Source organism: Clostridium psychrophilum, from assembly GCF_018861705.1.
GTDB lineage: Bacteria > Bacillota > Clostridia > Clostridiales > Clostridiaceae > Clostridium_AD > Clostridium_AD psychrophilum.
Genome location: NZ_JAHLEC010000008.1, coordinates 1 through 13470, shown reverse-complemented (window position 1 = coordinate 13470; position 13470 = coordinate 1). Strand labels below are relative to the sequence as shown.

The window sequence follows — 13470 nt, the reverse complement described above, 5'->3', positions numbered from 1 at the left end:
TTTACTAACGGAAACGTTTTTGTTATAATTTATTTAAGAACATTTCACTAAAATTTTAGGAGGTAAATAATAATGAATAACATTAAAGCATGTATATTTGATCTAGATGGTGTAGTAGTAGACACTGCAAAATATCATTACTTAGCCTGGAAGCGACTTGCTAATGAACTTGGTTTTGAATTTACGCAAAATGATAATGAAAGGCTTAAAGGAGTAAGTCGAATGGATTCTCTTGAAATTCTTTTAAAAATTGGTAATAAAGACTTTGATGAAAAAACAAAGATAGAACTAGCAGCTAAAAAAAATAATTGGTATGTATCATATATAACAAATATGGATGAGTCTGAAATTTTACCTGGAGTTAAAACTTTTATAAAACACCTAAGAGATAACGATATTAAAATTGCTCTTGGTTCAGTAAGCAAAAATGCTATGCTAATACTGAAAAAAATTAACCTTGTCCCTTATTTTGATTCTATAATTGATGGTACTAAAGTAACTAATGCAAAACCAAATCCTGAAGTGTTTCTAAAAGCAGCTAAAGAATTAAACATGAACCCAAGTTCTTGCGTTGTATTTGAAGATGCTGCTGCTGGTATAGAAGCTGCCATAAGAGCAGGTATGCACTCTGTAGGTATTGGTTCCAAATTTATACTTTATAAAGCTGATAAAGTTATATGTGGATTTGAGAATATAAAATTGGACATTCTAAATTTTTAATTGTTACAATACTATAAGTTTGTAAATTATTTTGTGCATTCTCATTGTTTATGCAAAGTAATTTATTTGCTTATTATATAATTGCAGATAATCATATCAATTTTATTCATTCATTTTATATTATTAGCAGTATATACATAATCAATTAATGAAGCACCCCTGCTCTCCTATATAATCCTATACTAATGGATTCTCAAAATTGAACAAGTCCAGTGAAATTCCAAAACCATCAAAAGCATAATCACAATAACGCAAGATTTTAGTGTATTAGGTTAAAAACATATTTTGATTTTTTACATAAATTCGCAGTAAAAATAGTATAATCAAGTAAATATTTAGGCTTGATTTGTAATATATTGTACAAATCAGAGAATTATATTTAACCTATTCCAATTTCTTTATAAACACAAATATGATAATGTACTTTTAAAATATAACACCTATGGTTGGATAACCTGTCTATCTTAGAGTATAATAGTACTTAATATAACTTAGGTTAGTCTAACTTAAGTTAGTTAGTCTTAACTGAAGTTAGTATAGTGAATGTTATATATTACGTAAATACTAATATAAGAAATAATTTAAAAGATAAAATTTAAGGGAGATATTTATATGTTAAGTGCTAAAGAAGAAAAATTATACGATAAACTCGTTGATATAGCTTATGTACAGGGAAAAAGGTTATCATTTTGGCAAAGAATATCGATTAAGAGACTAACCGAAGAAAGATACAAAGAATTTGATAAGAGTGACGCTCCACTATGGAAACTTTAGAAAATAGAAGATTTAAAACTTTAATTATGAAAATATATTCTTTCACAAAATTTCTATAATAGAGACTAACCACTAAAAGGATAAAACATACAATTAATTTTAATATTATATTGTATGAATTCAAATTGGAATATACATAGATCATTATCAATGGATAAAATTGTATAAATAAAGGAGTTATAATTATGGAAATACCTAAAATAGCAAAAAAAGCGCCTATTACCATACAAGTAAAAAAAGGCGAAACTTATTATTGGTGCGCTTGCGGTAGAAGTTCAAATCAACCATTTTGTGATGGTTCACATAAAGTAACTGCATTTAAGCCTTTAGAATTTACTGCTGGAAAAGATGATACAGTTTATATTTGTCAATGTAAACAGACAGAAACTCCTCCATTTTGTGATTGTACACACAGAGACTTTTAGGAAAAGCTGAATTTACATCATTATTACTTCATTAGTTCCAAAGAGTTATACTTCATAGGTTTTTTAAAATAAATACATAGTAAAAAATAATATAATGACTTTAGATTGCCGATTGTATTTTTATAATTAACAACCTAAAATCAACTTAAAGGAAAGAGTGTTGTAAAATGGAAATGATGAATGACAATTTGATAAATATAGGATTTAAAAATGTTGTTTCAGCAAATAGATTGGTAGCTATAGTTAAGCCTGAATCAGCTCCTATAAAAAAAATAATTCATGAAGCAAGAAGTAGAGGCATGCTAATTGATGCTACTTACGGAAGAAGAACAAGAGCAGTCATTATCACTGATAATGATCATATTATTTTATCAGCTGTTCAACCAGAAACTTTTAAACATAGATTATGTGTTAAAGATGAAAAATGTTTAGACGAAATTGATGCTGATGGTACAGTTTAACAACATTTTGGAAGCTTCAAGTCTGCCATCTTCTATAAATGGCAGTTGTCTAGCTTAGAAAAATCACTTTGGTGGCAGTCTAAATCTGCTTCCAAAGTTGTCAATGCATCTTCTTCGAAGCTGTTGCAGCTCCTCAGGAAATGATTTAATAGTGAATGTTGTTCATTAAAAATAAAAAGGCATACAATATTTAAAATTATTGTATGCCTTTTGTTGCCTACTTTTTATAACTTTTTCATGTGAAGCACGTTTTTTAAATTTAATTTCATCCCTTCTTATATTTACAATTGGTCTATTAGCTGATAATCAGGTTCAGAAATTTTGTTTTTAAATACTTTCATACTATCCAAATGGCCTACCCATACCCTATGTAAGGAAAATACACCGTTATGCTTAGAGGACCAACCCCCTTCAGTTGTGAAAGCCATTTTATAACCAGCTTTTTTCAAGGCCTCAATTGCACTTTTGTTGTACCCACCATAAGGATATGCAAAAAAGTTTATTGGTTTATTCAATATTTTTTCTAGATACTGCTTAGATTGAATTAAAGTTTTTAGTTGTTTGTTATTGGAAATCATTGCTAAATTATCATGATGTACGGTATGGCTTTCGATATCAACACCATACTTATCCATTTCTAAAAGTTGTTTTGATGTCATAAATGTATGATTTTTATCAATAAAAGAGGTAATAACAAATATTGTTGCTCTAAAATTATATTTTTTTAGAACAGGGAACATAGCAGTATAATTATTTTCATATCCATCATCAAAAGTAATGACTACAGATTTTTTAGGTATTGGAATATTATTCATAAGATATCCATACAAATTTGTAAGCGTTATAGTATAATACCCGTTATTCTTTAAATATTTCATTTGTTCCTTAAACTTTTCAACTGAAATACAAATAGGATTATTTTTATCATAATTAATTGAGTGATACGATAAAACTGGAATACTCCTACCATAATGCTTAATAACAGTAGTACTTTTAAAACCAGGTATTGAGGAGTTTTCAACCGATGTCATAACCGGTTTTGCTTTTTCTTTTGTAATAGTTTTAGTCCTTGAACATCCAAATGTAAATAGTAGAAAAATGAATGTAAATATGAAAGATAATTTCTTTTTCATAGCGTCCCCCTATGTATTTTGTTACTAATTACTCAAATCTTATATTTTGTAATTATATTTATAAATAAATAAATATGACTTCATTAAAAATTCACGATCTTTATAGCATATATACTGTACCATATATTAAGAACTAATTATTTGAAATAATTAGAATAATTTTACATAATTAATAGTATAAAAAAAGATTGCACTATGGCTCTGCAGCCATAGTGCAATCTTTTTTCAGATTAATTTAAAGGTGTTTTTACTAAATTTCCATCATGTAATGATGCAATTCCATTGTTATATAATTGTAGTAATGTACCTTTATAAGTTGTTTTTTTACTTGTCTGCAGCTCTGTTACATTGCGTTTAATGTTATCATTTATATAAGCCTTCCCGCTAGCTGTAACAAATAAGTGATCCTTGCTTACTGGTGTTTTTAAGGAAAGTGACTGCCAATTGCCACCCAATGTTCCATAATATATCTTATCAATTTTATTACTGCTATCCACATCTCCAACATAAACCTTGTCATTACTATCTATTGCAATTAAGCACGATTTTGTCGAACCACTGAAATTCAAAACATGGTCTGGACCAGTTGCATAAACCTTGTTACTTTCCAAATCTTCGTACACCATTTTATCCACATGAGGTACTACTTGAATTTTTCCTATATATTTAGATTGAGTAACAATTTTCTTTCTAGATTTCATTATATTTACCCAATATGTAGAATAATACTTATACCCATTTTTTACTTTTATATAAATTACATTTGTAAGCGGTGATGCTTCAATATCCTTTACAATAGATGCTGAGCTAATCATTAAAATATCAGATACTTTACTTTTTTGTGATTGAGTAACATCATAATATGATAATGAAAGATTCCTTTCATGTGTTTCCACTATGAGCATTCTATTCCTATCCGGGAGCCACTTATAAAAAGATATTCTTACTCCAGCAGAGGGCGATACATTAACACTTTTACCTGTTATAGTATTAACTACATATAGTTCATTGTTTAAATAATAGGAAATATAACTTGCATCATATGAAACATTTATTGTAGTAGCATTACTTGGTATACTAGCTTTGGAAACAGAAACTTTATTACTTATATTTGAGTCTGCTACTTTTTGAGATTTTACATTAGTAGTTGAAGTTAAAAGGTAGTTGTTCAAATAGAAAAGTCCACTCATCTGTATAATTAATGAAATAATAATACAGATTATTATTTTTTTAAATACTTTTTTCATAACTTATCCTCCTTGTAGGTTATGGATTTACAATAAAAGCAGATGGAACTGCTCTTTCACCAAGTGCATCGCAAGGGTTATTAATAAGACCACCATTATTATACATTGTAGTTGATGAGCCACCATCTAAATTAGACGCATTGTATGCTCCATATTGTAGCATTATATTTTGTACATCTTTAAGTGAAGCTCCAAGGCTTTTAGCAGTTCTTCCATCAATAGCAAGTAATATTATAGCACCATCTGCGCGTTGTCCAATTGCTGTTCTTGGTGCAATTCCCCAGCCTCCATCTCCGGATTTTATTGTTCCCTTACCATTAATCACGAGTGCAGGACCAAAAGATACTGCATTTGTTACTGAAAGCTTCTTCAAATCATTCAAACTGTGAGGGCCTACAAGAAGTTGAGCTTTATTTGTAATTGCCGTAATATCAACCTTTTTATCATAATCTTTTATATTATTAAATTTAATGTTTCCATTACTCATAATAATTCCTGTTGGTTTTCCACCTGTACCAGTCCATTTTGTACTAGTTGAGGATGAATCAGAAAAACCCCCTGCATTAATAGCCGCGATAGCCCCATTATCTTGTGCTATTTGACTTGTTAGTTCCCCCTGAGTTCCTAGTTTATTGCTGTAACCAACTTTAACTCTTGTTGGGTCTTTAACAATAAGTACATAACCTGTGAACTTTATACCATTTGAAATATTATATCTTTCAATACTATTGTCATGGGCATTAATAAACTTGATAAGGTTGTTGTTTCCCTGATTCACACTTTGAACTGTATCTTGACTTCGAATTTTTTGAATTTGGGCATCAGATAAAAATAGCTTTGCAATCCATTGGTGGCTAAGCGTTGTCATTGATGCATCTACAATCGTCTTTTCTACATTAGTAAATGGACCATGAAATATAATTAATGGAGCAGTTACCCCAGTAAATATTAATCCAAAAATCAGATAAAGTATAAAATGTTTTATTTTATGCTTCTTTTTTCGTCTTAACCTATTGTTTGGTTTCATTTTCCCCTCCTAAAGTATATCTCATCATAATCTCAATTATATTCCAAGTTAATTTTGTGCAGATTAACTAATTTAATGATTTCGCATAGTTTCTTTAATTTTATAATCAATAGTATTATATTGTGTTAACATAATTACCTTGTTAGATCCTAATGTATTTAATTGGTTATTAATATTATTTTTGCCATTTTGTTTATAACTATACCATGTGCAATTAATATTAAAACGATTTCGTTTATATTTTCATAATTTATACCACTTTTATATTATATCTTTTTATTTTTCTATTATAATACTAATTTGAATCTTTTACATTGATAACCTACTAATAATATATTAACAATATATTATTAGTTTTTAACTAACCTAGCAAATAGACTAGTTAATTTTAATAAAATACTAGTGTTATTGGGGTAGTGCCATAGTTTTATGAAATTCACGAAATAAATTGTTACATATTATTGAGTTTAATTGTATAATGGGACTAGTTTTCATATGAAAAAATTAAAATTAGAAGGGATACTGAATTAATATGACTAAAATAATAAGGACTTTTTTTAAATTCCTTGCTGTAGTTATAGTTATAATAATTGGCTATTTGCTAATAGCCAATTATAGTAAAGGATTAAAAATTAAGTCTTATAACACTAAAATTTATAATAAAATATCAAAGTCGTTTATATTTAAAGGTAAAAATAAAATTTCTACAAATTTATCTTTTAAATATAATAATGAAAGCGTTCCTGTTTTAATGTATCACTCAATTGGAACATCAAAGTTAAATCCATACGTTGTTAGCACTGCTAGGTTAAATCTGGACATGAAGTACCTTAAAGATAATGGATTTACAACATTGAGTACTGATGAATTATATGATTTTATGGTTAAAAATAAGCCTCTTCCTAAGAAATCAGTTCTTATTACCTTTGATGATTGTTATGAGGATAACTATACTAATGCATTTCCTATTTTAAAGAAATATAATTTTAAAGCAACTATTTTTGTAATCACAGGTTTTTTGGATAAAGGAAAACAGTTTCTAACCTCAACGCAGTTAAAAGAAATGCAGAAAAACGGTATAGATATAGAAAGTCATACTAATTTACATCAGAAACTAGGGACATATACTTATGCATCACAGCTCAAAATTTTAAAAACATCTAAGGAATACTTAGAAAAAACTTTACATAAAAATGTTAAATATATATCATATCCTCATGGCAGCTATAATTTAGATACATTAAAAGCAGTAAATGCTGCAGGTTATAAAATGGCATTTACAACTAATGGAAGATGGACAAGTATATCTAATGGAATTCTAAGTCTTAATCGAGTATTTATTAGCGGTTTTCATCACAGTAATTCCTTTAAAACAAGAGTAAATCATAGTTGGTATTTATTTTGGTATTTATTTTGATATTGTAATTAAATATTATTTAATAAGAGTTTCTGGCTCAATATGAATCATTACATAAGACTCGCCAGTGAAATTTTTTTTTATTTCCTCTTCAATTTTATCGGAGAGTCTATGGGCATAAATTAATGAAGTGTTTTCTTCAACATGAATTTGCACATCAATTTCTCTATTAGCACCACTTTTTCTAGTTCTTAAGCTATGGTACCTAGTAATCTCTAAATGGGAATCAAGTATACTTAATATCTTTGAAATATCATCATCCGGAAGTTTAGAATCTACTAAATCATTTAGAGATTTTTTGATTAAGTCTATAGACGTTTTAATTATTAATACCGCAACAAATATAGCAGTAATTGGATCGATAATTGGTATTTTTGTTATTTTTAATAATACAAGCCCAATAAACACTCCAATAGATGTATACACATCTGTTAGAAGATGCCTACCATCAGCCTCTAGGGCAATAGAGTCTGTCTTCTTTGCTGCTTTTAAGAGTATCATTGAAATAAAAAAGTTAACCACAGCAGCGAGTAACATTACAAATATACCTGCACCTACATTCTCCACAGTTCCACCTTTAAACATTCTTGTTATAGCTTGGTAGATAATGAGAGCAGCCGCGAGTAAAATTAATAAAGCCTCAACGAAGCCAGATACATTTTCATATTTTCCATGTCCAAAAGGATGACCATCATCCTCAGCTTTAGATGCTATCTTAATAGAGAAAAAAGCAATGACACTTGCCAAAAGATCTATAGAAGAATGGATTGCTTCAGAAATAACACTGACTGAACCCATTAATAACCCAACTATAACTTTAAAAATTATTAACGCAGTATTAGAAAATATAGATAATAATGCGGTTTTTTGATTGTTCATTTTTATTCATTCCTTTCAAAACTCAACTCTATTTATAAAATCAATAATATTAAAAACCTAATATTTTAATTATAGACTGTACTAACAACACTATTGTTAATGCTATTAAAATAATTATGGTAATCCAACCAACCCAATTTTTGAATTTACTATTTATATATTTGCCCATAAGGTCTTTTTTGTTTACCATTAACATCATGCAGATTAAAACCACTGGTAAAAGCATTCCATTAAGCACTTGCGCTCCAAGAGAAATCTGAAGTAATGGTGCACCTGGGATTAGAATAATTGCGGCTCCAATAATTATTATTGCTGTAAATAGTCCGTAAAATTCAGGAGCCTCTTTCATTGTTTTATCTACACCAGCTTCAAAACCAAACGCTTCACAAATGTAAAATGCAGTTGCAAGTGGAAGAATTGCTGCAGAGAATACTGAAGCTATCAAGAGCCCAAAAGCAAAGATACCTGATGCTAAATTTCCAGCTAATGGTTTTAATGCCACTGCTGCATCCTTAGCCTCATTTATAGTAATACCTTGCTTATTTAAAGTTGCGGCGCAAGCTACAATAATAAAGAAAGCTACTACCACAGTTACAATACATCCAAGAACAACATCTATAATTTCATACTTGTATTCAGATATTTTGATTCCTTTTTCTATTACAGACGACTGCATATAGAATTGCATCCAAGGAGCAATAGTAGTACCTATTAACCCAATTACAGTACTAATCCAGGCAGCGTCTATACCTTCTCCATGAGCACCCTTAAATGATGGTATAGGATTAATTAATGAAGTTCCTATTTTAGTCCAATCTGGATGAGCAAGAATTGCAGAAAATACATAGGAAAGTAAAAATACACTAAACACTAAAAACACCTTTTCTACAGAGCTATATGTTCCCTTTACAACAAGTAGCCATACTAAAATTACTGCAATTGGTACTGTTACATATTTTGAAAGATCAAATACCTGCAAACTTCCAGCAACACCTGCAAATTCAGTAGCAGTATTACCTATATCTGCTACTAATAGTCCTAGAAATATAAAGAACGTAATCTTTACTCCAAAATTTTCTCTTATTAAATCAGCTAAACCCTTTTGAGTTACAATGCCCATTCTTGCATTCATTTCCTGTACTACAAGTAATGCGATGAAACAGGGAATCAATGTCCATAGTAAAAGATATCCATAGTGTGCACCCGCTACAGAATAAGCTGAAATACCACCGGCATCATTATCTACGCTTCCAGTTATTAAGCCAGGACCCAGCACTGATAGCAACACCATGAAGCCAGCAATCCAAGGTTTTTTATTTGAATTCGTTTTTTCGCTCATATTATACCTCCTAATTAATCTTTCTTTTGTTTTTAAGCAGTTCATAAATAATATCGTTTATTATAACATTTCCTAATAATTTCATCTTATTATCCGTAACTGGGATAGCTACAAGATTGTATTTTGAAACATTTTTTATCAAATCATTAATATTATCTGTATCAAACATTGATTTGAATTCTTTGTTCATAATATCACCTATCTTGCTAATTGGATCAGAGATTATTAAATCTCTTAAAGAAAGAGTTCCTATTAATTTACTCTTTTTATCTACTACATAAATTCTTAACATTTCATCTTCTTCAGGCTTTAGTTTTCTTAGGTTTTCGATTGCGTCATTTATAGTTTCATTGTTTTTAAATAACACAAAATCCGTGCTCATAAGACTTCCAACTTCATTAGAATCATATTCTAACAATCCTCTAACTTCATCAGAAGCTTCTTTTTCCATATTTTTTAAAAGTTCTTCTACTTTATCATCATCCATGCCATCAAGAATATCCGCAGCCTCATCCGCAGGCATTTGTTCTAAAACATCTGCAGCTTTATCTACTGATAGACTTTCAATAAAACTAACTTGAGAATCTTCTTCCATTTGCTCTAAAACGTCCGCAGCAGTTGCATTATCTAGTGATGTGAAAATAGTAAGTCCTGTTTTTGGATCAAAATCTTCAATAATATCAGCTAAATCAGATGGATGAAGAATAGATAAAGAATCATATGGTTTAGAAAGAACAATATTTTCATTAGAAGCCACAACAGCTTGAACATCATTCCAGATCATAAGTTTAGTTTGAAGCTTAAGTCCAAGTTTTACTAGAGTTTTTAAAATACCAATTCGTCTTAAAATACCATTCATTCCAATATCAACCGCAACAACATATACTCCAGTTTCTAAATTAGCAAGTGAAACATCATTTACACGAACTACTTTTCTCCCATTAACATCTATAATCTGTTGATCTAAAATATGCTTTCTTAAAAACAATGTATTTGTTGAAGTATGTTTTTCTATTTTGTTACATACCAAAATATATTGTCCCTTTTGTTTTGTAATTGAAAAATTTTTAAAGTTATAGTCTTTAATTCCACTATTAGTTTTTACTTTTGCAGTAGTTACCTGAGGACTTTTTAATTCATTAGTAACACCAAGATCACTTAATTTTCCAATAACTTTCATATCTGGTGTATATACTTTGTTTCCTAAAATTCTGCTTAGATAAAAATTATTTTTCATAGTACATCCTCCTTTTAGAAATGGATGCCTACCCCCTACAAAATAGTTTAATAGAGTGACATCCCTTCCAACATATTAAATTTTTTACATATCTGGGACCACTGTCCATTAAATAATCACACTCCTAAAATTAATATAAAAAATCTCCCCACAACGAAGTGAAGAGATTAAAATACGTAATAAAAAAGCACGTGAAAAAATAGCTCATCTTCACTCGTTGAGTTTTAGCACTGTACAGCTTAGAGATTTGATACTCAGCTACATTAAGTAAAACCTTAATCCGGTAATACCTGCTGACCCATTGGTGTCTCTCGACATTTCTGGGCAGTAGCGTGTGTCTTATACAGTAACCTCACCTAACAAGAATATTAAATTGTAATTCTCAATTAATATAATTCCTATATTTTATAGTATGCTGGAAATTCAGTATTGTCAATAGTTTTTTAATTTTATTGTTTATCTTTAGTTTACTCTATATTATAATACTTTATTAAAAGAATCTACAAATCAATAACCTTTTAAACTGATTATTAGTACAATTATAATTTGAATGATTAAAAAAAGAAGCCTTTCAGCTCCTTATAAATTAATTTCATGAATTTAAGTGTTTAGAAAAAAAAGTTTAGAATGTGGAATGTTAAAAACGACATTACCCATGCAAGAACTAATTGATAAGATACTGAAAAAATAGCCATTTTGTTTCCATATTCTTTTTTCATAGTAATAACTACAGACATGCACGGTGTGTAGAGAAGTACAAATACTAAAAAACTGTAAGCTGATATAGCAGAAAAATAATTTGGAAGCACTTTCACAAGATTACTACCATATATAACACCCATGCTTCCAACTATAACTTCCTTCGCCATAAGACCAGATAAAAGTGAAACTGAGTTTTGCCAAGAGGAAAAACCAAGTGGTATAAAAATCGGACTTATAAACTTACCTATATAGGATAAAAAGCTTGAATTTATATCTACTATTCCATTAAAATTAAAATTTGATAATATCCAAATAATTACTGACACTGAAAATATTATTGTACCAGCTTTTTTTAAAAACCCTTTTCCTTTATCCCAAGTATGTAATAATAAATTTTTTATGCCTGGCATTTTATATTCAGGTAATTCAATAATAAAAGGTTCTTCATCTTTTTTAAAAATTGTATTTTTAAAAAAGATACCCATTATAAAAGAAAGTATAATTCCAATTAAGTACAATGACAAAACTATAAGTGCGGCATTACTTGGAAAAAAAGCTGCGGCAAATAATGCATATACAGGAAGCCTGGCGTTACATGACATTAAAGGAATAAGAAGTGCTGCTAATTTCCTGTCTTTCTCACTTTCCAATGTTCTTGCTGACATAATGGCTGGTACAGAACAACCAAAACCAACGATCATAGGAATAAAGGCTTTACCTGATAGTCCCATTTTTCTCATTATCCTATCCATAATAAAAGCAGCTCTAGCCATGTATCCCGAATCTTCTAAAAACGAGATACCAAGAAAAAGTGAAAGTATTACTGGAAGAAATACAATTACAGATCCAACTCCACCTAAAACACCTTTTAAAAGAAGAGATCTAAACCAAATTGTATTTGATTTTAAAATGTTATCAAGGAAAGGAATTAAATTATTGTTTAATAACCCACTCAATGTAGTTGCAAGTGGTTGACCAACCCAATTAAAGGTGAATTTAAAAATTAAAAACAAGATAAGAAAAAATATAGGGTATGAAAGGAATTTATTCAATACAATTTTATCAATTTTATCTGTAACACGGATTACATTTTTACTATTGCTATCGTCCATGCATTCCTCTACTATACTTTCAATAAATTTATAAGTCTCTGTCTCATCTTGAAATTGATAACAACTATCATCTACAGGTTCTAAAAAATTACTGTTTGAAAGCAACTCCTTTAAATTTTTAATACCTATTCCTTTTGATGCATTTAAAGGTATAACAGTAACATTTAATTTTTTAGATAGATTTTCATAATCTATTTTTATTTTTTTTTCTTCTATTATGTCAATCATATTGAGTACCATAATAATTGGCTTTTTAAATTGTTTAAGTTGAGTAGTTAAATAAAGATTTCTTTCTAAATTTGAAGCATCAATTATATTTATAATTACATCTACATTTCCACTTTCAAGGAAATTTTTTGAAACTTTCTCTTCATTAGAGTAGGTATCCATTGCATAAATACCAGGCAAATCTACTATTTTTATAGAATTATCTATAAATCCTTCTTTTTTATCTACTGTTACTCCTGCCCAATTTCCAACATATTGATTTGAACCGGTCAGAAGATTGAATAAAGTAGTCTTGCCAACATTTGGATTTCCTATTAGGGCCGCGGTAATCATATCAGATCCCCTTTACTAGAATGTTTTTTGCGTCTTTTTTTCTAATGGCTAAGTCATAGCCACGAACGGTTAAAATTATCGGATCACCAAGTGGTGCTGCCGCTTTCATAACAACCTTAGTTCCCCTAATAAACCCTAATGCAAGCAATCTTTTGCTTAGCTTATCATCACATAAAATACTGTGGACAAAGGCCGAATTTCCGGGTTTTAAATCGCATATACTCATAATTGAAAACCTCCCTTATTATTGAAAATCATTCTCATTTACATTTTATCATAGCAAAATTAAACTGTCAACAAAAGAATTTGATTTTTAAGGAAAGTATATGATCGAATTGTGATAATGTCCTATTATACCGAATTTGATTATGTCCCAAAAAGAATATAGTATAATAAAACCTCATGACTAAGAAATGAGGTGGACAAAATCAGAAAG

The 13470-nt window shown here is 29.2% G+C and carries 13 protein-coding genes and 1 riboswitch; of the genes, 5 read left to right on the top strand and 8 right to left on the bottom strand.

What is annotated here, in order from left to right; translation table 11 throughout:
- Positions 1-72: 72 nt before the first annotated feature.
- The 4 genes from pgmB (at position 73) to KPL38_RS03275 (ending at position 2380) form a co-directional block, all read left to right on the top strand.
- Positions 73-720, top strand: coding sequence for a beta-phosphoglucomutase (gene pgmB / locus KPL38_RS03290; RefSeq protein ID WP_216286975.1), 648 nt, complete (start codon positions 73-75; stop codon positions 718-720).
- Positions 721-1332: 612 nt separating this feature from the next.
- Positions 1333-1494, top strand: a complete 162-nt coding sequence (locus KPL38_RS03285; protein ID WP_216286974.1) for a hypothetical protein — start codon at positions 1333-1335, stop codon at positions 1492-1494.
- A gap of 185 nt (positions 1495-1679) precedes the next feature.
- A complete protein-coding gene (locus KPL38_RS03280) occupies positions 1680-1919 on the top strand; it encodes a CDGSH iron-sulfur domain-containing protein (protein WP_216286972.1) in 240 nt (79 codons plus the stop codon).
- 176 nt (positions 1920-2095) lie between these two features.
- Positions 2096-2380 (top strand): DUF370 domain-containing protein, encoded by a 285-nt coding sequence (locus KPL38_RS03275; RefSeq protein ID WP_216287075.1) that lies wholly within the window; start codon positions 2096-2098, stop codon positions 2378-2380.
- Between the two features lie 281 nt (positions 2381-2661).
- Here KPL38_RS03275 and KPL38_RS03270 read toward each other — a convergent pair whose 3' ends face one another.
- From KPL38_RS03270 to KPL38_RS03260, 3 genes are all read right to left on the bottom strand, one after another.
- The gene (locus tag KPL38_RS03270; RefSeq protein WP_216286970.1) at positions 2662-3513 is read right to left on the bottom strand and encodes a polysaccharide deacetylase family protein; all 852 of its coding nucleotides are present in this window, start codon (positions 3511-3513) and stop codon (positions 2662-2664) included.
- A gap of 230 nt (positions 3514-3743) precedes the next feature.
- Entirely contained in the window at positions 3744-4760 is a 1017-nt protein-coding gene (locus KPL38_RS03265; RefSeq protein ID WP_216286968.1) for a hypothetical protein, read from the bottom strand.
- A gap of 19 nt (positions 4761-4779) precedes the next feature.
- Positions 4780-5787 (bottom strand): phosphodiester glycosidase family protein, encoded by a 1008-nt coding sequence (locus KPL38_RS03260; RefSeq protein WP_216286966.1) that lies wholly within the window; start codon positions 5785-5787, stop codon positions 4780-4782.
- 532 nt (positions 5788-6319) lie between these two features.
- Here KPL38_RS03260 and KPL38_RS03255 point away from each other — a divergent pair.
- A complete protein-coding gene (locus KPL38_RS03255; RefSeq protein ID WP_216286964.1) occupies positions 6320-7204 on the top strand; it encodes a polysaccharide deacetylase family protein in 885 nt (294 codons plus the stop codon).
- A gap of 15 nt (positions 7205-7219) precedes the next feature.
- Here the strand turns inward: KPL38_RS03255 and KPL38_RS03250 are convergent, their stop codons facing one another.
- The 5 genes from KPL38_RS03250 to KPL38_RS03230 form a co-directional block, all read right to left on the bottom strand.
- Positions 7220-8083 (bottom strand): cation diffusion facilitator family transporter, encoded by an 864-nt coding sequence (locus KPL38_RS03250; RefSeq protein ID WP_216286962.1) that lies wholly within the window; start codon positions 8081-8083, stop codon positions 7220-7222.
- Positions 8084-8132: 49 nt separating this feature from the next.
- Positions 8133-9422, bottom strand: coding sequence for an NRAMP family divalent metal transporter (locus tag KPL38_RS03245; RefSeq protein WP_216286960.1), 1290 nt, complete (start codon positions 9420-9422; stop codon positions 8133-8135).
- 10 nt (positions 9423-9432) lie between these two features.
- Positions 9433-10659 carry a magnesium transporter MgtE N-terminal domain-containing protein gene (locus tag KPL38_RS03240; protein ID WP_216286958.1) on the bottom strand — a complete coding sequence of 409 codons (1227 nt, stop codon included), beginning with the start codon at positions 10657-10659 and terminating at the stop codon, positions 9433-9435.
- 202 nt (positions 10660-10861) lie between these two features.
- Positions 10862-11030: riboswitch (M-box (ykoK) riboswitch) on the bottom strand.
- A gap of 237 nt (positions 11031-11267) precedes the next feature.
- Complete coding sequence (gene feoB, locus KPL38_RS03235) at positions 11268-13034, bottom strand: ferrous iron transport protein B (RefSeq protein WP_216286951.1); 1767 nt, start codon at positions 13032-13034, stop codon at positions 11268-11270.
- 1 nt (position 13035) lies between these two features.
- On the bottom strand, positions 13036-13260 hold the full coding sequence (locus KPL38_RS03230; protein WP_216286949.1) for a FeoA family protein: 225 nt from the start codon (positions 13258-13260) through the stop codon (positions 13036-13038).
- Positions 13261-13470 lie beyond the last annotated feature (210 nt).

Bases quoted from the DNA above. Each gene is read 5' to 3' on its own strand.
- KPL38_RS03230 (WP_216286949.1), bottom strand. From the start codon at position 13,260: ATGAGTATATGCGATTTAAAACCCGGAAATTCGGCCTTTGTCCACAGT.
- feoB (WP_216286951.1), bottom strand. From the start codon at position 13,034: ATGATTACCGCGGCCCTAATAGGAAATCCAAATGTTGGCAAGACTACT.
- pgmB (WP_216286975.1), top strand. From the start codon at position 73: ATGAATAACATTAAAGCATGTATATTTGATCTAGATGGTGTAGTAGTA.
- KPL38_RS03270 (WP_216286970.1), bottom strand. From the start codon at position 3,513: ATGAAAAAGAAATTATCTTTCATATTTACATTCATTTTTCTACTATTT.
- KPL38_RS03250 (WP_216286962.1), bottom strand. From the start codon at position 8,083: ATGAACAATCAAAAAACCGCATTATTATCTATATTTTCTAATACTGCG.
- KPL38_RS03280 (WP_216286972.1), top strand. From the start codon at position 1,680: ATGGAAATACCTAAAATAGCAAAAAAAGCGCCTATTACCATACAAGTA.
- KPL38_RS03275 (WP_216287075.1), top strand. From the start codon at position 2,096: ATGAATGACAATTTGATAAATATAGGATTTAAAAATGTTGTTTCAGCA.
- KPL38_RS03240 (WP_216286958.1), bottom strand. From the start codon at position 10,659: ATGAAAAATAATTTTTATCTAAGCAGAATTTTAGGAAACAAAGTATAT.
- KPL38_RS03285 (WP_216286974.1), top strand. From the start codon at position 1,333: ATGTTAAGTGCTAAAGAAGAAAAATTATACGATAAACTCGTTGATATA.
- KPL38_RS03265 (WP_216286968.1), bottom strand. From the start codon at position 4,760: ATGAAAAAAGTATTTAAAAAAATAATAATCTGTATTATTATTTCATTA.
- KPL38_RS03260 (WP_216286966.1), bottom strand. From the start codon at position 5,787: ATGAAACCAAACAATAGGTTAAGACGAAAAAAGAAGCATAAAATAAAA.
- KPL38_RS03245 (WP_216286960.1), bottom strand. From the start codon at position 9,422: ATGAGCGAAAAAACGAATTCAAATAAAAAACCTTGGATTGCTGGCTTC.
- KPL38_RS03255 (WP_216286964.1), top strand. From the start codon at position 6,320: ATGACTAAAATAATAAGGACTTTTTTTAAATTCCTTGCTGTAGTTATA.